General features: G+C 68.7%; 17 protein-coding genes. 1 reads left to right on the forward strand and 16 read right to left on the reverse strand.

Annotated features, from left to right (window positions below; genetic code table 11):
• The 4 genes from I71_RS02905 to I71_RS02920 all read right to left on the reverse strand — a co-directional run.
• On the reverse strand, window positions 1–802 hold an 802-nt coding region (locus I71_RS02905; protein WP_042690268.1), incomplete at its 3' end, for an ABC transporter substrate-binding protein.
• A gap of 46 nt (window positions 803–848) precedes the next feature.
• Window positions 849–1,964: an ABC transporter permease gene (locus I71_RS02910; protein WP_042690272.1), complete on the reverse strand. Its 1,116-nt coding sequence runs from the start codon at window positions 1,962–1,964 to the stop codon at window positions 849–851.
• The gene (locus I71_RS02915) at window positions 1,961–2,833 is read right to left on the reverse strand and encodes an ABC transporter permease (RefSeq protein ID WP_042690276.1); all 873 of its coding nucleotides are present in this window, start codon (window positions 2,831–2,833) and stop codon (window positions 1,961–1,963) included. Before I71_RS02915 ends, I71_RS02910 begins: the two co-directional genes overlap by 4 nt.
• Entirely contained in the window at window positions 2,823–3,665 is an 843-nt protein-coding gene (locus I71_RS02920; protein ID WP_083896936.1) for an ABC transporter ATP-binding protein, read from the reverse strand. The genes I71_RS02915 and I71_RS02920 overlap by 11 nt, the downstream gene beginning before the upstream one ends.
• 355 nt (window positions 3,666–4,020) lie before the next feature.
• On the opposite strand from I71_RS02920, the gene I71_RS02925 reads away from it, so the two are divergent.
• Window positions 4,021–4,674, forward strand: a complete 654-nt coding sequence (locus tag I71_RS02925) for a MarC family protein (protein ID WP_042690280.1) — start codon at window positions 4,021–4,023, stop codon at window positions 4,672–4,674.
• A gap of 2 nt (window positions 4,675–4,676) precedes the next feature.
• Here I71_RS02925 and paaK read toward each other — a convergent pair whose 3' ends face one another.
• From paaK to I71_RS02985, 12 genes are all read right to left on the reverse strand, one after another.
• Window positions 4,677–6,002, reverse strand: coding sequence for a phenylacetate--CoA ligase PaaK (gene paaK, locus I71_RS02930; protein WP_199902094.1), 1,326 nt, complete (start codon window positions 6,000–6,002; stop codon window positions 4,677–4,679).
• 62 nt (window positions 6,003–6,064) lie between these two features.
• Entirely contained in the window at window positions 6,065–7,273 is a 1,209-nt protein-coding gene (pcaF, locus tag I71_RS02935; protein WP_042690285.1) for a 3-oxoadipyl-CoA thiolase, read from the reverse strand.
• On the reverse strand, window positions 7,266–7,724 hold the full coding sequence (gene paaI, locus I71_RS02940) for a hydroxyphenylacetyl-CoA thioesterase PaaI (RefSeq protein WP_042690289.1): 459 nt from the start codon (window positions 7,722–7,724) through the stop codon (window positions 7,266–7,268). Before paaI ends, pcaF begins: the two co-directional genes overlap by 8 nt.
• Entirely contained in the window at window positions 7,721–9,385 is a 1,665-nt protein-coding gene (paaH, locus tag I71_RS02945) for a 3-hydroxyacyl-CoA dehydrogenase PaaH (protein WP_042690320.1), read from the reverse strand. Before paaH ends, paaI begins: the two co-directional genes overlap by 4 nt.
• Window positions 9,385–10,179 (reverse strand): 2-(1,2-epoxy-1,2-dihydrophenyl)acetyl-CoA isomerase PaaG, encoded by a 795-nt coding sequence (gene paaG, locus I71_RS02950; RefSeq protein WP_042690292.1) that lies wholly within the window; start codon window positions 10,177–10,179, stop codon window positions 9,385–9,387. The genes paaH and paaG overlap by 1 nt, the downstream gene beginning before the upstream one ends.
• The gene (paaN, locus tag I71_RS02955; RefSeq protein WP_042690295.1) at window positions 10,176–11,855 is read right to left on the reverse strand and encodes a phenylacetic acid degradation protein PaaN; all 1,680 of its coding nucleotides are present in this window, start codon (window positions 11,853–11,855) and stop codon (window positions 10,176–10,178) included. The genes paaG and paaN overlap by 4 nt, the downstream gene beginning before the upstream one ends.
• A 40-nt stretch (window positions 11,856–11,895) precedes the next feature.
• A complete protein-coding gene (paaE, locus tag I71_RS02960; protein WP_042690300.1) occupies window positions 11,896–12,972 on the reverse strand; it encodes a 1,2-phenylacetyl-CoA epoxidase subunit PaaE in 1,077 nt (358 codons plus the stop codon).
• 61 nt (window positions 12,973–13,033) lie between these two features.
• A complete protein-coding gene (gene paaD / locus I71_RS02965) occupies window positions 13,034–13,555 on the reverse strand; it encodes a 1,2-phenylacetyl-CoA epoxidase subunit PaaD (RefSeq protein ID WP_042690304.1) in 522 nt (173 codons plus the stop codon).
• Window positions 13,556–13,562: 7 nt separating this feature from the next.
• Window positions 13,563–14,327, reverse strand: coding sequence for a 1,2-phenylacetyl-CoA epoxidase subunit PaaC (gene paaC, locus I71_RS02970; RefSeq protein ID WP_042690308.1), 765 nt, complete (start codon window positions 14,325–14,327; stop codon window positions 13,563–13,565).
• Window positions 14,327–14,614, reverse strand: coding sequence for a 1,2-phenylacetyl-CoA epoxidase subunit PaaB (gene paaB / locus I71_RS02975; RefSeq protein WP_042690311.1), 288 nt, complete (start codon window positions 14,612–14,614; stop codon window positions 14,327–14,329). The genes paaC and paaB overlap by 1 nt, the downstream gene beginning before the upstream one ends.
• Before the next feature lie 26 nt (window positions 14,615–14,640).
• Complete coding sequence (gene paaA / locus I71_RS02980) at window positions 14,641–15,654, reverse strand: 1,2-phenylacetyl-CoA epoxidase subunit PaaA (protein ID WP_042690325.1); 1,014 nt, start codon at window positions 15,652–15,654, stop codon at window positions 14,641–14,643.
• Between the two features lie 362 nt (window positions 15,655–16,016).
• On the reverse strand, window positions 16,017–16,751 hold the full coding sequence (locus I71_RS02985) for a Crp/Fnr family transcriptional regulator (protein WP_375731169.1): 735 nt from the start codon (window positions 16,749–16,751) through the stop codon (window positions 16,017–16,019).
• Between the last annotated feature and the right edge of the window lie 107 nt (window positions 16,752–16,858).

Below are 16,858 nucleotides of genomic sequence, written 5' to 3' on the forward strand. Positions count from 1 at the left end.
GTGTCGTTCTCCGCACGATCTTCACCGCTTCGGCCCGGTTCTTCGCGGCATATTCCCAGCCCTTGGCCGAGGCCTTCACGAACTTCGCCAGCTTTTCCACGACCTTGGGATCGGACAGCGACTTCTCGGTGGCGTAGAGGCCGTCCTCCAGCGTCGCCACGCCCTGGTCCTGATACTTGAAGACGGTCAGCTCGTCGGCCTTCATGCCGGCTTCGATCAGCTGCCAATACTCGTTGTAGGTCATGGTGGAGATGCAGGCCGCCTGCTTCTGCAGCAGCGGATCGACGTTGAAGCCCTGCTTCAGCACCTTGACGTCCGGGCTGGAGCCGGAGGTGGAGTAGCCCAGCTTGCTCATCCAGGCCAGGAACGGATATTCGTTGCCGGAGAACCAGACGCCCAGGGTATTGCCCTTGAAGTCCTTTGGATCCTTGATGTTGGCGTCCTTGCGGCAGGTCAGCATCATGCCCGATTTCTGGAAGATCTGCGCGATGTTGACCAGCGGCACGCCCTTTTCGCGGCTGGCCAGCGCCGATGGCATCCAGTCGACGATCACGTCGGCGCCGCCGGCGGCGATGATTTGGGTCGGGTTGATGTCGGGGCCGCCGGCCTTGATGGTGACGTCCAGCCCGGCATCCTTGTAGAAGCCCTTGGCCGCCGCGACGTAATAGCCGGCGAACTGGGCCTGGGTGACCCATTTCAGCTGGAGGGTCAGCGGATCGGCGGCAGCGGCCGGCGCCCCCCAGCCGGCGAGGCCGGTGAGCGCGGTGGCGGCGAGCAGGACGGCGGAGGCAAGGGTCTTCATCGCGTTCGATCCTCTTCTGGCTGGGTTTTGTTTTGGCTTGAGGCGGTCAGCGTTTGCGGAAGGACGGGTGCCAGGCGGTGACATGCCGCTCCGCCAGTGCCAGCGCACCGTAGAGCAGCGATCCGGTCAGGGCGGCGACGGCGATCGTCGCCCAGACCACGTCCAGATTCATCCGGGCGACCTGGGTGGAGATGCGGAAGCCCATCCCCACCACCGGCGTCCCGAAGAACTCGGCGACGATGGCCCCGATCAGGGCCAGGGTGGAGTTGATCTTCAGTCCGTTGAACAAAAAGGGCAAGGCGCAGGGAAGCCGCAGCATCGCCAGCGTGCGCCAGTAGCCGGCGCCGTAGGACCGCATCAGGTCGAGCTGGATGCGCTCGGCGCTTTGCAGCCCGGCCAACGTGTTGATCAGCATGGGGAAAAAGGTCATCACCACGATGACGGCGGCCTTGGACTGCCAGTCGAAGCCGAACCACATCACCATGATCGGCGCGATGCCCACCACCGGCACGGCGCTGGCGAGGTTGCCGAGCGGCAGCAGCCCGCGCGCCAGGAAGGGCACCCGGTCGGCCAGGATCGCCATGAGGAAGCCGGCGCCGCAGCCGATCAGATAGCCGCGCAGGACCGAAATCAGCACCGTCTGGCGGAAATCGTCCCACAGGTCGGCGGCATTGGCGGCGAAGGCGGTCAGCACGAGACTCGGCGGCGGCAGCAGGATGGTCGGCACCTGGAATCCGCGGGTCAGGATCTCCCACAGCATGACCAGCGCCAGCCCGAACAGGGCGGGACCGGCCAGCCGCACCGGGCCGTTGACCCCGGCCAGCAGCGCCAGGACCCGCCACAGCAGCAGGGTGGCGCCGGCCACATAGAGCCAGAGCCCGCCGGCCTGGGAGAGGGCGTGGCCCTGGCGCAGCAGGACCAGCGGGGCGGCATAGGCGGCGGCGACTCCGGCCAGCAGGAGCAGGGCCTCGCCCAGAGCGGAGCCGGGCAGGCGGCGGGCGAGGATCGCCGCGACGGTCAGGGCGAAGAGGACCAGGGCAATGGGAAGCTGCGGCAGGAAGAGGGCGGTGCCGTCCTGTGCGGCGAAGGGCAGCAGCGGGGCGGCCAGCATCACCAAGGGCCAAGGCGCCATGATGGGGCGTGCCATATTGGAACGGCTCATCGCGCACCTCCCTGTCCGCCCGGCACCAGCGCCCGCTCGGCGAGGCTGACGGCGGCGACCAGCGTGACGCTCAGCAAGGCGGCCATCACCAGGGCGCTCCAGATCTGCACGGTCTGGCCGTAATAGGAGCCGGACAGCAGCCGGGCGCCCAGCCCCGCCTGCCCGCCGGTCGGCAGCTCGGCGACGATGGCGCCGACGACGCTGGCGGCGACCGCGATCTTCAGGCTGGTGAACAGGTAGGGCAGCGAGGCCGGCAGGCGCAGCAGGCGGAAGGTCTGGGCGCTGCCGGCGCTGTAGGTCCGCATCAGGTCCAGCGTCAGCGGATCGGCGGAGCGCAGCCCCTTCACCATGCCGATGGTGATCGGGAAGAAGCACAGATACATGGCGATGATCGCCTTGGGCAGCAGGCCGGTGAAGCCCAGATTGCCGAGGATGACGACGATCATCGGCGCAATCGCCAGGATCGGCACGGTCTGCGAGGCGATCACCCAGGGCAGCAGGCTCGATTCCAGCGTGCGGGCCTGGACGATCCCCGCCGCCAGCGCCACGCCCAGCACCACCCCCATGCCGAAGCCGGCCAGCGCCGCCCCGGCGGTGACGCCGGTGTGGTAGAGCAGGTTGCGGATGCTGGTCACCGGATAGCCGGTCAGGGAATTGTAGAGGTCCAGCGCCACCTGATCCGGCGTCGGCAGGATCGGGCGCTTCATCGCCAGGGTGGCGCGGATCAGGTCGGCGGTGGTCCAATCGTGGCCGGCGCGGTTCAGCGCATCCGTCGCCATCGGCGCGTTCAGCCAGATCGCACCGGCGTACCACAGCACCAGCACCGCCAGTGCCATCACGGCGACGGGCAGCGTGTGTTTAGTCGTCATAGCTGTGGCCCTCCATCAGCCCTTCGCGGACGCGGTGGGCGATGCGCTGGAATTCGGGGCTTTCGCGGATGTCGAGCGTGCGCTCGCGCGGCAGGTCGCGGTCGCAGTCGATGACGTCGAGGATGCGGCCGGGGCGCGGGCTCATCACCACGATGCGGGTGGAGAGGAACACCGCCTCGGCGATGGAGTGGGTGACGAAGATGCAGGTCTTGCGGGTGCCGAGCCACAGGCGGGTGAGCTGAAGATTCAGATGGTCGCGGGTGATCTCGTCGAGCGCGCCGAACGGCTCGTCCATCAGCAGCAAATCGGGGTTGAAGGCCAGCGCGCGGGCGATGGACACCCGCTGCTGCATGCCGCCCGACAGCTGCCAGGGGAATTTGCGCTCGAAGCCGGACAGGCCGACGAGGTCGAGCTGTTCGCGGGCGCGCTGCTGCCGTTCGGCCCTGGGCAGCCCCATGATCTCCAGCGGCAGCATGACGTTGCGTTCAACCGTCCGCCACGGGTAGAGCGCCGGGGCCTGGAAGACATAGCCGTAGGCACGCTTCAACCGTGCCTGTTCCGGCGTCATGCCGTTGACCGTCACCTCGCCGGAGGTCGGCTGTTCGAGGTCGGCGACGACGCGCATCAGCGTGGTCTTGCCGCATCCGCTCGGGCCGATCAGCGAGATGAAGTCGCCCTTGGATATCGACAGGCTGACGTCGCTCAGCGCGTAGACCGGATGGTCGGCGGTCTGATAGGTCAGGGTCAGGTTGCGGACATCGACGATGGTGCGCGGTGCCGCGTCTGCGGCCGGCGGAACCAGAGTGAGCGGTGCGGGCTGGGCGGCTGGCACGGCGGTCGTCCCTTCGCGTTGGCGTCTGTCGGCGGGGACGGCAGCAAGAAGCGAGCCAGAACCCGCGGGGTGGGGAGGCTATCGGGTAGAGTGCTGATGTTGCGGATGAAAAACTTGTCCGTTGGGACAGGAACTGACGGAGTGGACAGCGTTCAGGCGGGTGTGCTTTTCGAGGGCCGCACAATTTTCGGGCTGAGGCTGTGCGAATGGTGAATTTTCGGGCAGGGATGAAGATATCTCCCTCTCCTCGGGGGGGAGAGGGGATTGAGCGGCGGGAGAGGGTGACCGAACCCCTCTTGCCAGTCCTGCCCAGTCCCCGCTAACTGTTCAAACGGCCGACAAACCCCTGGATCCCATGTTCGACAGTTTCCTGCTCGCCTTCACCGCCTTGTTCTCCATCGTCAATCCGCTGGCGATGGCGCTGATCTTCAGCCAGGTGACGGCGGACAGCAGTCCGCGCGACCGGGCGCGGCTGGCCGGGCTGGTCAGCCTCTATTCGGCCATCGTCATGCTGACCGCGCTGTGGGCGGGTGCCTATGTGCTGAACTTCTTCGGCGTGTCGATGGCGGCGCTGCGGATCGCCGGCGGTTTCGTCGTGGCCGAACGGGCCTGGGCGCTGCTGACCGCGCCGGAACGGCACGAGGCGCGCAAGCAGGAACAGGCCGCCGGCGATGGCGACGAACTGGCGGAATCGGCCTTCTTCCCGATGACGATCCCCTTCACCACCGGGCCGGGCACCATTTCGGTCGCCATCGCGCTCGGTTCCACCCGGCCGACGCGGGGCGATGGGCTGATCGAGTTCTTTTTGGGCATGTCGGGGGCGGCGCTGGCGATCGCAGCACTGATCTGGCTGTCCTACCGCTCCGCCGACCGCATCGTCGCCTTCCTGGGTCCGACGCGGGTGCGGGTGCTGACCCGGCTGTTCGCCTTCCTGCTGTTCTGCGTCGGCGTCCAGATCCTGCTGACCGGTGTTCTGGACGCCTTCCCGCTGCTGTCGCAGAAGGGCTGAGATCAGCCCTTCGGGCGCAGATCCTGCACCCGCTTGGCCTTGCCGATGGACCGCGCGATGCCGCCGGGCTCGACCACCTCGACGCGGGTGCTGATGCCGATCAGCGACTTGATCGAGTGCTGCAGGTGCCGGGCGTGGCCGTCCCACTCCGACGGGTGGATGTCCTCATGCATCTCCACCCGGACGGCGAGGTTGTCCATGTGGCCGTCGCGGCTGACCACCAGCTCATAGTGCGGGGCCAGCGCCGGGATCTTGCAGATCAGCTCCTCGACCTGGGTCGGGAAGACGTTCACGCCGCGGATGATGAGCATGTCGTCGGAGCGGCCGGTGATCTTGTCCATCCGTCGCATGCCGCGCGCCGTCGGCGGCAGCAGCCGGGTCAGGTCGCGGGTGCGGTAGCGGATGACCGGCATGCCCTGCTTGGTGAGCGTGGTGAAGACCAGTTCGCCGTAGGAGCCGTCGGGCAGCACCTCGCCTGAGTCGGGGTCGATGATTTCGGGATAGAAATGGTCCTCCCAGACCACCGGGCCGTCCTTGGTCTCCACGCATTCCGACGCCACGCCCGGCCCCATCACCTCCGACAGGCCGTAGATGTCGACGGCGTGAATGTTGAAGGTCCGCTCGATCTCCTCGCGCAACGCGCCGGTCCACGGCTCGGCGCCGAAGATGCCGACGCGCAGGCTGGTGCTGCGCGGGTCGATGCCCTGGCGGCGCATCTCGTCGGCGATGTTCAGCATGTAGGACGGCGTGACCATGATGATGGTCGGCTTGAAGTCCTGGATCAGCTGGACCTGCTTCTCGGTCTGGCCGCCCGACATCGGCACCACGGCGCAGCCCAGCCGCTCCGCCCCGTAATGGGCGCCGAGGCCGCCGGTGAACAGGCCATAGCCGTAGGCGATGTGCACGATGTCGTTGCGCGTGCCGCCAGCCGCCCGGATGGAGCGGGCGACGACCTCCGACCATACGTCGATGTCGCCCTTGGTGTAGCCGACCACCGTCGGCCGCCCGGTGGTGCCGCTGGAGGCGTGGACGCGCACGATGTCCTCCATCGGCACGGCGAACATGCCGTAGGGGTAGGCGCGGCGCAGATCGTCCTTCACGGTGAAGGGGAACAGCGCCAGATCCTTGAGTTCCTTGAAGTCGTCGGGATGGACGCCCTTCTCCTCGCACTTGGCGCGGAAGGATGCGACGTTGGCGTGAGCATGGCGGAGCGACCATGCCAGCCGCTCCGTCTGCATCGCGACGATCTCGTCGCGGCTGGCGAACTCGTAGCGGTCCATGCCGGCTTTCGCGCCCTGGTCAACGCCGGTCTCGGTCATGATTGACATGGTGCGTTTCTTCCCTTCGTTCCGGTTCCCGGCGCTTGGCGGCCGGTGAAGCCCAATTCCCTTCAGACCCGCTCCACCATCATGGCGATGCCCTGGCCGACGCCGATGCACATGGTGCAGAGCGCGCGGGTCGCCTTGCGGTCCTCCAGCTCCATCACCGCGCTGGCGACCAGACGGGTGCCGCTGGCGCCCAGCGGGTGGCCGAGCGCGATGGCGCCGCCATTCGGGTTCACATGCTCGGCATCGTCGGGCAGGCCGAGCAGGCGCAGCACGGCGAGGCCCTGCGCCGCGAAGGCCTCGTTCAGCTCGATCACGTCGACATCGGCGATGGTCAGGCCGAGGCGGGCCAGCAGCTTCTGCGTCGCCGGGGCCGGGCCGATGCCCATCACGCGGGGCGCCACGCCGGCCACCGCGGTGCCGACGACACGGGCGCGCGGGGTCAGGCCATAACGCTTCACGGCGTCGGCGGACGCCACGATCACCGCGGCGGCACCGTCATTGACGCCCGAGGCATTGCCGGCGGTGACGCTGCCGCCCTCCTTGCGGAAGGGGGTGGAGAGCTTGGCCAGCGCCTCCAGCGTCGTGTCGGGGCGCAGATGCTCGTCGGCGGCGACGAGGATCGGCTCGCCCTTGCGGCGGGGGATGCTGACCGGGACGATCTCGCGGGCCAGACGGCCCGATTCCTGGGCGCGGCCGGCGCGCTGCTGGCTGCGGACGGCGAAGGCGTCCTGGTCGGCGCGGGAGATGGCGTAGTCGGCGGCGACGTTCTCCGCCGTCTCCGGCATGCTGTCGATGCCGAACCTCGCCTTCATCAGCGGGTTGACGAAGCGCCAGCCGATGGTGGTGTCGAAGATCTCGGCCTGCCGCGAGAAGGCGCTGTCGGACTTGCCCATCACGAAGGGGGCGCGGGTCATGCTCTCGACGCCGCCGGCGACGATCAGATCGGCCTCGCCCGCCTTGATGGCGCGGGCGGCCATGCCGATGCTGTCCATGCCGGAGCCGCAGAGGCGGTTGACCGTGGTGCCGGGCACCGCATCCGGCAGACCGGCCAGCAGCGCCGCCATGCGGGCGACGTTGCGGTTGTCCTCGCCGGCCTGGTTGGCGCAGCCGAGGACCACATCGTCGACGGCGGACCATTCGACGCCGGGGTTGCGCTCCATCAGGGCCTTCAGCGGCACCGCGGCGAGGTCGTCCGGGCGCACCGGAGCCAGCCCGCCGCCGTAACGGCCGAAGGGGGTGCGGACGGCGTCGCAGATATAGGCTTCACGCATGGGACGCTCCGGGAACGGGGATCACGGTGCCGGCGAGGCGCGCCGACTGGCCGCGGAACAGGCCGACCACCGTGCCATCCTGGCTGGTGACGGTGACGTCGTAGACGCCGGAGCGTCCGCGCTTGTGCACTTCGCGGCACTCGGCGGTCAGCAGGTCGCCGAGCCTGGCCGGGGCCGGGAAGGTGATGGAGCAGCCTGCCGCCACCGTCACCTCGTTCGCCGCGTTGCAGGCATAGGCGAAGGCGGTGTCGGCCAGCGTGAAGGTCATGCCGCCATGGCCGATGTCATGGCCGTTCACCATGTCCTTGCGCACGGTCATGCTCATGCGGGCATAGCCGGGGGCGATCTCCAGCAGCTCGATGCCGTGGGCCTGGGCGCAATGGTCGCGCTCGTACATGCCGCGGCCGACCGCTTGGGCGAGGGATTGGGGGTCGTGAGGGGCGGTGCTCATTGAAGCGGCTCCTTACCCCCTCTCCCCCCCGGGGAGAGGGTTGGGGTGAGGGGGATGCGCAGCGTGGAGTCTGTGGTGGCGTTGGCGTGTCCGCTGCCTGCGAAATCACGCGGTGCGACCCCCTCACCCTGACCCTGTCCCCGGGGGGGAGAGGGGATGCGGGATGCGGAGATCCTTCGCCTCAGCAGAGCCGACGCGCGGTAGCGGTCCTCGCCGTAGGTGCGGGCCAGGGCGTCGAGCACGGCCAGCACATGGGGCAAGCCGATGCGGTCGGCCCAGGCCAGCGGCCCCAGCGGGTAATTAACGCCCCTGGTCATCGCGATGTCGATGTCGGCGGCGCTGGCGACCCCCTGCATCGCCGCGTCGGCGGCCTCGCTGGCGAGCATGGCGACGGTGCGCATCACCACCAGACCGGGGGCGTCGTCGATCACCGACACCGCCTTGCCCAGCGCCTGGAACAGCCCGACGGCGACTGCGAGCGCTTCGGACGGCGTGCCATCGGCGAGGGCCAACGGCACGCGGGTGGCCTTGGCATAGTCCAGCGCCAGATCGAACAGCACCAGCGGGGCGAAGCCATCTTCGGCGGCACGGGCAGTGGCGGTGCGTCCGTCGGTCAGGGCCAGGGTGACGCCATCCACCATCAGGACGCCGGGGCCGGCGGCTTCCTCGACAGCGATACCAGCCTCGCGCAGCAGCCCGCTCAGCCCCGCGGCTGGGCCGAGGTCGCCCTGCACGGTCACCCGCAGCGGCCTGGGCGCCGGCTCGGCGCTGCGCGGCGTGGGCCTGGCGGCGCCGGGGCTGTGGTCGTAGAAACCGCGGCCGGTCTTGCGCCCCAGACGCCCGGCCTCGACCAGCTCCTGCTGGATCAGCGAGGGCTGGAAGCGCGGGTCGCCGAAATAGGCGGCGTGGACCGAGCGGGTGACGGCGAAGTTCACGTCATGGCCGATCAGGTCCATCAGCTCGAACGGCCCCATGCGGAATCCGCCGGCCTCGCGCATCACGGCGTCGATGGTGGCGGGATCGGCGGCCTGCTCCTGCACCAGCCGCAGCCCTTCGGCGTAGAAGGGGCGGGCGACCCGGTTGACGATGAAGCCGGGGGTCGAGCGGCAGCGCACCGTGCTCTTGCCCCAGGCCTTGGCCGTGTCGAACAGCGTGTCGAGAACCGCCGCATCGGTGGCGAGGCCGCTGACGATCTCCACCAGCGCCATCACCGGGGCGGGGTTGAAGAAATGCAGCCCGGCCAGCCGTTCCGGCCGCCGCACCCCGGCGCCGATGGCGGTGACCGACAGCGACGAGGTGTTGGTGGCGAGGATGGCGTCTGATCCGACGATGCCCTCAAGCTCAGCGAACAGGCGGCGCTTGACGTCGAGATCCTCGACGATGGCTTCCACCACCAGACCGGCGGGGGCGAGATCGGACAGGCCGTCCACCGCATGCAGCCGGTCCACCGTGGCGTCGCGTTCCGCCGCCGTGCGCTTGCCCTTCTCGACCAGCGCGGTCAGCGCCTTGGCGATGGACTCGACGGCGGCCCGGGCGGCGCCGGGGCGGCTGTCGACCAGCAGGACCGGGTGGCCGGCCTGCGCCGCGACCTGGGCGATGCCCTGGCCCATCGCGCCGGCTCCGACCACCGCGACGGTGACGGAGGGATCGAGCGCCGCCATCATCGTCCCTCGAACTTCGGCGCGCGCTTGGCCACAAAGGCGGCGACGCCCTCGCGGTAATCCTGCGTGCGGCCGGCCTCGCGCTGGAGGTCGCGCTCCAGGTCGAGCTGGCTGTCCAGGTCGTTGTCCAGCGAGACGTTCAGCGCCCGCTTGATCAGCGCCAGCCCCCGCGTCGGCTGGGTGGCGAGCTGGCGGGCCAGCGCCCCGGCCTCTTCCGCCAGCTTGTCGTCGTCGACCGCCTTCCAGATCATGCCCCAGGACTCCGCCTGCTCGGCCGACAGCTTGTCGCCCAGCATGGCGAGGCCCATGGCGCGGGCATGGCCGACCAGACGCGGCAGGGTCCAGGTGCCGCCGCTGTCGGGGATCAGCCCGATCTTGCAGAAGGCCTGGATGAAGCTGGCCGAGCGCGCCGCCAGCACGATGTCGCAGGCCAGCGCGATGTTGGCCCCGGCTCCGGCAGCGACCCCGTTGACGGCGCAGATCACCGGCATTGGCAGGTCGCGTAGCGTGCGGACCAGCGGGTTGTAGTTGGTCTCGATGGACGCGCCGAGGTCAGGCGCCTCCTGCCCTGGAGCGACGGCGCGGTCGGACAGATCCTGCCCGGCGCAGAAGCCGCGGCCGGCGCCGGTCAGCAGCAGGCAGCGGACGGAGCTGTCCTCACGCACGGCGGCCAGCGCCCCACGCAGTTCCTCGTGCATCGCCGCGGTGAAGCTGTTCAGCCGGTCGGGCCGGTTCAGCGTGACGGTGGCGACGCCGTCGGCGATGTCGAGAAGGATGGTCTTATCGGCATTCATTGCGCGGCCTCCAGAACCGGGACGCGGCTCTGCACCACGCGGAAGCGGTTGGCGACGAAGGCGAGGTCGCACAGCGCGGCATTCGCCGCCGGGTTGGCGCCGGTGCCGTGGAAATCGCTGAAGGCCGCCGACTGGTTGACGAAGACGCCGCCGGTCAGATTGACCGACAGGGCGACGCCGGCCTCGACGAACAGGTCGGTCGCCTGCTCGATCAGCTGCGGGTCGGTGCTGTAGAGACCGGTGGTCAAGGCGCCCTTGCTGCGGGTCAGGCGAGCAGCGCGCTCCAGGCTGTCGGCGGTGCTCTCGGTCTTCACGATGATGGAGATCGGGCCGAACAACTCATGGCCGTATTTGTCCTCGTCGGCCGCGTCCATGGTCAGGATCAGCGGGGTGCGGATGCGGGCGTCGGGGAATTTCGGATGGGCGATGGCGCGCGACGGCAGCACGACGGTGCCGAGCTTCGCCGCTTCGTCGATGCGGGCAAGCGTGGCGTCGGACTGGATGGCGCCCAGCACCTCCACCGCGCGCTCCGGGTCGGACAGGAACTTGTCGACGCCGCCGGCCAGCGCCGAAACCACCTGATCGAAACTCATGCGCTCCGGCCCGGCCTGGATTCCGTCCTTGGGCACGAAGATGACCTGTGTCGTCGTGCACATCTGGCCGGAATAGAGGCTGAGCGTGAAGGCGAGGTTGCGCACCATGCCCTTGTGATCGTCGGTGCCGTCGATGACCACACTGTTGACGCCGGCCTTCTCGGTGTAGACCTGGGCCTGACGGGCGTTCCGCTCCAGCCAGTCGCCGAAGCCGGTGGAGCCGGTGTAGTCGATCACCGCCACTTCAGGGCGCAGTGCCAGATCCTTGGCGACGGTGTCGCCGATGGCGAGCGTGACGAGGTTGGGGTCGAGCCCGCACTCCGCCAGCACCTCGCGGGCGATCTTCACGGTGATGGCGAGCGGCAGGATGGCGGTGGGGCCGGGCTTCACGATCACCGCATTGCCGGTGACGAGGCTGGCGAACAGGCCGGGATAGCCGTTCCAGGTCGGAAAGGTGGCGCAGCCGATGACCAGCCCGACGCCGCGGCCGACCACCTCGAAGCGCTTGTCCATCACCAGCGGGGGGTTCTTGCCCTGCGGCTTCTCCCAGCGCGCCGCCGGGGCCTGGTCGGTCATCGCCTTCCAGCCATAGGCGACCGCTTCCAGCCCGCGGTCCTGGGCATGCGGGGCGCCGGCCTGGAAGGCCATCATGAAGGCCTGTCCGGTGGTGTGCATCACCGCGTTGGCGATCTCGAAGCTGCGCGCGTTCAGCCTTTTCAGGATTTCCAGGCAGACGCCGGCCCGGCCGTTCGGCCCGGCCTTGCGCCAGCCCGGCATCGCCGCCTTGGCCGCCGTCACCAGCGCCTCGACGTCCGACACCGGGTAGCTGATGCCGAGGTCGAAGCCGAAGGGCGAGCGCTCGCCCCCCACCGTCCCGGTGACGCCCGGCTGGGCCAGCTCGAAGGGCTTGTCGCGGTAGGCTGCGAAGGCCGCCTCGCCATCCGCCGCCGCCGTCTCGCCATAGGCGCGCGGGCTCGGCATTTCGGGGAAGGCCGACCAGTAGGCGCGGCTGCGGCAGGCTTCCACGGCCTTCTGCAGCGTCGCCTCATGCGTCTCGAACAGGCTCTGCGGGGTGGTGGTCATGGCGGGGCGTTTCCTTGTTCTCGTTGTTGGTTGTCTTTGCTCAGGCGGCGTCGAAGTCGATGACGACCCGTTCGGTCAGCGGGCGCGACTGGCAGGTCAGGACATAGCCGGCCTCGACCTCCCACGGCTCCAGCGAGTAGTTCTCGGCCATCTCCACCTTGCCTTCGCGGATTTTGGCGCGGCAGGTGCAGCAGACGCCGGACTTGCAGGAATAGGGCAGGTCGGCGCCATGCCGGTGGGCGGCGTCGAGAATGCTCTCGCCGTCGAAAGCCAGGGTGAATTCCTTGCGCTTGCCGTCCTGCAGGATGGCGATGGTGGCGGCGTCGGTTGGGCTGTCGGCCATCGCTTTCTTCACGGCCGGGCGCGCGGTGGCGGTGCCGAACAGCTCGACATGGATGTTGGCAGGCGGCGTGCCGCAGGCGGCCAGCGCGTCGCGCACCTCCTCCACCATCGGCTGGGGGCCGCAGAGGAAGGCGGCGTCGATATCCTCGGCCTTGAGCGGCCCGGCGCACAGTTCGCGCACCAGAGCGGCGCCGATGCGCCCGCCCAGCAATCCCGCCTCTTCCGGTTCGCGGCTCAGCACATGGTGGATGACCAGCCGGCCGATGTAGCGGTTCTTCAGGTCCTCCAACTCTTCCCGGAAGATGATGGAGGAGACGCTGCGGTTGCCGTAGATCAGGACGAAGCGGCTCTTCGGCTCCTGCGCCAGCACGGTCTTCAGGATCGACATCACCGGGGTGATGCCGCTGCCGGCGGCGAAGGCGACGTAGGTGCGGGATGCCGCAGGGTCAATGGGGGTGTGGAAGCGCCCCATCGGCGTCATCACCTCCAGCACGGCGCCCGGCGTCAGCGACTGGTTGGCGTGGGTGGAGAACAGCCCGCCATCCACCTTCTTCACCGCCACGCGCAGCTCCCCCTCGCCCACGCCGGAGCAGATGGAGTAGGAGCGCCGCACCTCCTCGTCGCCGATGCGGGTCTTGAGGGTGAGGTACTGGCCCTGGACGAAGCGGAAGCGGTCGGCGAGATCGGCCGGCACGTCGAAGGCGATCGACACGGTGTCCGCGGTCTCCCGGCGGCACTCGCGGACGGTCAGCGGGTGGAAGCTGGGGCTGGTCATGGGGTGGTCCCTGGTCGGGCCGGCTGGGGTCGGGCCGGCGGAGTGGTCGCGGTGCTGCCACTCAATGGCATTTGAACACGTCGAACGGTTCGAGGCAGGCGTTGCAGGCGTGCAGCGCCTTGCAGGCGGTGGAGCCGAAGCGGCTGATCTGGCGGGTATCCTGCGAGCCGCAGCGCGGGCAGGCGATCCCCTCGTCCGGCGCGGTCAGGGCGCGCTTGCCGGAGTGCGGCGGCGGGACGATGCCGACCTCGGCCAGCTTTTCCCGACCGGCGTCGCTGATCCAGTCGGTCGTCCAGGGCGGGGCGATCACCACCGACACGCGGGCGTCCAGGCGCGCGCGGGCCAGCGCGGTTTCCGCCTCCAGCACGATGACGTTGGTGGCGGGACAACCGGAATAGGTCGGGGTCAGGGCTACCGACAGCCGTCCGTCCGCGTCGGCCGAGACGGCGCGGACGATGCCGAGATCGACGATGCTCAGCACCGGGATCTCCGGATCCATCACCCCGGCCAGCGCATCCCAGGCGGCCCTCACGACCGCATCGGCGCCCGGCTCCGGTCCCCAGCAGCCTGCTGCATCCGGCATCGCGGCCTCACCACGTCGCGTCGGGATAGGCGCGCGGCAGGAACTGCATCTCGGCCAGCAGATAGCCCAGATGCTCGCTGTGCTCGCCGCGGCGGCCGCCCTTCTGCATCCAGCCGTCGGCCGGGCGGTCGAGCGTCGCCTCCTCCAGCACCGCTTCGACGCGGGCGGTCCAGGCGGCCTTCAGGTCGGCCGGGTCGGGAACGATGCCGGCGGCGACCAGCGCCTGTTCGGCCCCGTCGCGCTCGACCATCTCGCCGGTATAGGGCCAGAGGCGGCCCAGCGCGTCGGCGACCCTGGCGTGGCTGACGTCGGTGCCGTCGCCCAGCCGCACCAGCCAGTCGCCGCTGTGGCGGACATGGTAGCGCACCTCCTTCACCGCCTTGGCGGCGATGCCGGCCAGCGTCTCGTCCCTGGAGGTGCAGAGCCGCCCGTACAGCTCCACCGCCCAGGCATCGTGCAGGAACTGGCGGACGATGGTGTGGCCGAAGTCGCGGTTCGGCTGTTCCACCAGCAGATGGTTGCGGTAGTCGAAGACGTCGCGGCGGTAGGCGAGGCGGTCCTCGTCGCGGCCCTTGCCCTCCAGTTCGCCGGCATGGGTCAGCAGCATGCGGGCATGGCCGACGAGGTCGAGCGCGACGTTGGTCAGCGCGATGTCCTCTTCCAGCTCCGGCGCATGGCCGCACCATTCCGACAGCCGGTGCCCCAGCACCAGCGACGTGTCGCCCAGCCGCAGCGTGAAGGCGAACAGCGCCTCTTTGAGATCCGTGCCCATCAGATGTTCTTCACGTCAGCGGGGATGTCGTAGAAGGTCGGGTGGCGGTAGACCTTGTCGTCGGCCGGGTCGAACAGGCTGGCCTTTTCCGACGGGTCGGAGGCGGCGATGCTGGCAGCCGGAACCGCCCAGATGCTGACGCCCTCGCCGCGGCGGGTGTAGACGTCGCGGGCATTGTCCAGCGCCATGCGGGTGTCGGCGGCGTGCAGGCTGCCGACATGCTTGTGCGACAACCCGTTCTTCGGCCGGATGAAGATCTCGAAAAGCGGCCAGTCCTTACGATCCATCGTCTCGTCCCCTCGGAATTCTTCGGTCAGCCGGCCTTCTTGAGGGCGCGCTGCCTGCGTTTGGCGGCGTGGGCGACGGCGGCCTCGCGCACCCAGGCGCCGTCGTCCCACGCCTTGCGGCGGGCCTCGATGCGCTCGCGGTTGCAGGGGCCGTTGCCCTTCAGGATCTCGTTGAACTCGGTCCAGTCGATGGCGCCGAATTCGTAATGGCCGGTTTCGGCGTTGAAGCGCAGCTCCGGATCCGGGATGGTCAGGCCCAGGAACTCGGCCTGCGGCACCGTGGCGTCGACGAAGCGCTGGCGCAGCTCGTCGTTGGAGAAGCGCTTGATCTTCCAGGCCATGTTCTGGGCGGAGTGGGCGGACTGCTCGTCCGACGGGCCGAACATCATCAGCGACGGCCACCACCAGCGGTTCAGCGCGTCCTGCGCCATCCGCTTCTGCTCCGGCGTGCCCTGGGCCAGCGCCAGCATCAGCTCGTAACCCTGGCGCTGGTGGAAGCTCTCCTCCCGGCAGATGCGGACCATGGCGCGGGCATAGGGGCCGTAGGAGCAGCGGCAGAGCGGCACCTGATTCATGATCGCCGCGCCGTCGACCAGCCAGCCGATGGCGCCGATGTCGGCCCAGGTCGGGGTCGGGTAGTTGAAGATGCTGGAATATTTGGCCTTTCCCGACAGCAGCTGGCCGATCAGCTCGTCGCGCGACACGCCCAGCGTCTCGGCGGCGCTGTAGAGGTAGAGGCCGTGCCCGCCCTCGTCCTGCACCTTGGCCAGCAGGGCCACCTTGCGGCGCAGGGTGGGCGCGCGGGTGATCCAGTTCCCTTCCGGCAGCATGCCGACGATTTCCGAATGGGCGTGCTGCGAGATCTGGCGGACCAGCGTGCGGCGGTAGCCCTCCGGCATCCAGTCGCGCGGCTCGATCTTCTCCTCGGCGTCGACACGCTCCTGGAAGCGGCTCTGGAGAGCGGCTTCCTGCTCCGTCACCAGCCGGGGAGACGGTTGAGCGCCCTGCTCGGTCTTGGCATCCAAAGCTTGCGTGTACATCGGCATCCCCGAGATGGATTGCGGGTCCAGCGAACAGTTCGTGGATGGAAAATATGATACAGATCAACGACTGTAAAGAGGATTTATGTGTCGCTTTTCAGGCTGGGGAGTCGGTGCCAAAAATATATATTATAATCAATGATTTATTTTGAAGAGATCACCCAGTTTCCGGGTGGATGGCCGCTGAAAATGGGCATGGGAAGGCATCCGCCGATACATGGTCGGCGCATCATCGCTGAATTTGTGCGATGCGGAAATGGCGGAGAGGCCGGGCGGGGGCGCCGCCGCAGGGAAAGCTGACCGAGGTGATCTGGGAATCCCCTCTCCCAAGTCGGGAGAGGGCATTTGCCGCAGGACCGGCGTTACGCCTTTGCGCGGTCTTCGCCGTTGCGGCTGGTGCCGGTGTGGAGGTGGGCGCCGGAGAAGGCACGTTCCAGACGGCGGGGGGCACGGATCAGATGCAGGTACAGCTCGTCGAACTGGCCGACGGAGGCGAGTTGGCGGACGTCGTTGACGGTGATGCGCTGGCCGTTCAGCTCGATCAGGCCGCTGTCGCGCAGCCGCCGCAGGGTGCGGTTGATGTGGACGATGCTCAGTCCCAGCGCATCGGCCAGGATCTCCTGCGTCACCGGCAGCACGAAATGGCCGTCGGTCACCATGTTGACGATGCTGAGGCGGCGCAGAAGCTCGACCAGCAGATGGGCGGTGCGCTCCAGCGCGGTGCGGCGGCCCAGACTGAGCAGCCGTTCGGCAAGGATCGCCTCCTCCCTCGCACCGGACCAGGCCAGCGCGGCGGCAAGGCGGGGGAAGGACTGGAACAGCTCGCCGATCCGTTCGGGCGGGAAGCTCGCCACCTCGACCTGGGTCAGCGTGGTGACGCTGTGGTCGGCGGATTCGAACAGGGTGCAGTACATGCCGATGATGTCGCCGGGCAGGACGAAGTTCACGACCTGACGCCGGCCGTCGGGCAAGGCCTTGTGACGGATTGCCCAGCCATCCCGCATGATCCGCACGTCCCGATATCTTTCTCCCTGTTGAAGAAGATCAGTGCGCGGCGATACACGAGCGATTGTCCTCTCCAGATCGGTGAGGTACAACTTCTCCTCATCCGATAGGACGAGGTAGCTGCTCAATTTGAGCCACAATGGAGTGGGTTCGAGGGCGCGGCTCGCCGGTGCGCGAGTCATGATCGTCTCTTGCCTCT

The organism is Azospirillum sp. B506 (genome assembly GCF_000333595.1).
Lineage (GTDB): Bacteria > Pseudomonadota > Alphaproteobacteria > Azospirillales > Azospirillaceae > Azospirillum.